The 654-nt window shown below is 73.5% G+C and carries 1 protein-coding gene; it reads left to right on the top strand.

Annotated elements, in window-relative coordinates; all coding sequences use genetic code 11:
- Positions 1 to 654: coenzyme F420-0:L-glutamate ligase (locus P3H15_RS54285; protein ID WP_276144869.1), on the top strand; the 654-nt coding region annotated here is incomplete at both ends.

Here is a 654-nt window from a genome sequence, read left to right as displayed (position 1 = left end):
GGTCTGGGTCTGGCCGACGACGGGTCGCGGGCGCGGGATCTGATCCGCGGCGGTGAGGAGGACCTGTTCTGGCTCGGTACCGCGGAATCGGTGGAGCGGGGGCGGGCGGAGGCGGTGCTGCTGCGCCGCTCGGTCCGCGAGTTCGCCGACGATCCGGTCGACCCGGGTGCGGTGCGGGCGTCGATCGCCGACGCGCTGACCGCCCCGGCGCCGCATCACACCCGGCCGGTGCGGTTCGTGTGGGTCCGCACCCGCACGGTGCGCGAGGAATTGCTGACCGCGATGCGGGAGCGGTGGCAGGCCGACCTGACCGCCGACGGCATGGACGCGGCGGCGGTGGCGGCGCGGGTGGCACGGGGGAACATCCTGTTCGACGCGCCGGAGGTGATCATCCCGTTCTGCGTGCCCGACGGTGCGCACCCCTACCCCGATCCGCGTCGGCGGGCGGCGGAGGCGACGATGTTCACCGTCGCGGTCGGTGCGGCCGTGCAGGGGCTGCTGGTGTCGTTGGCGACCAAGGGAATCGGCAGCTGCTGGATCGGTTCGACGATCTTCGCCCCGGACACCGTGCGCGATGTCCTCGACCTGCCCGACGACTGGCAGCCGCTCGGCGCGATCGCCGTCGGCTACCCCCTCGAACCACTCACACCCCGC

The organism is Rhodococcus sp. T2V (genome assembly GCF_029269925.1).
In the GTDB taxonomy this organism is placed as follows: Bacteria; Actinomycetota; Actinomycetes; order Mycobacteriales; family Mycobacteriaceae; genus Rhodococcus_F; species Rhodococcus_F koreensis.
Note: the sequence above shows the minus strand (reverse complement) of the source record. Positions and strands in the feature narration are given on the sequence as shown.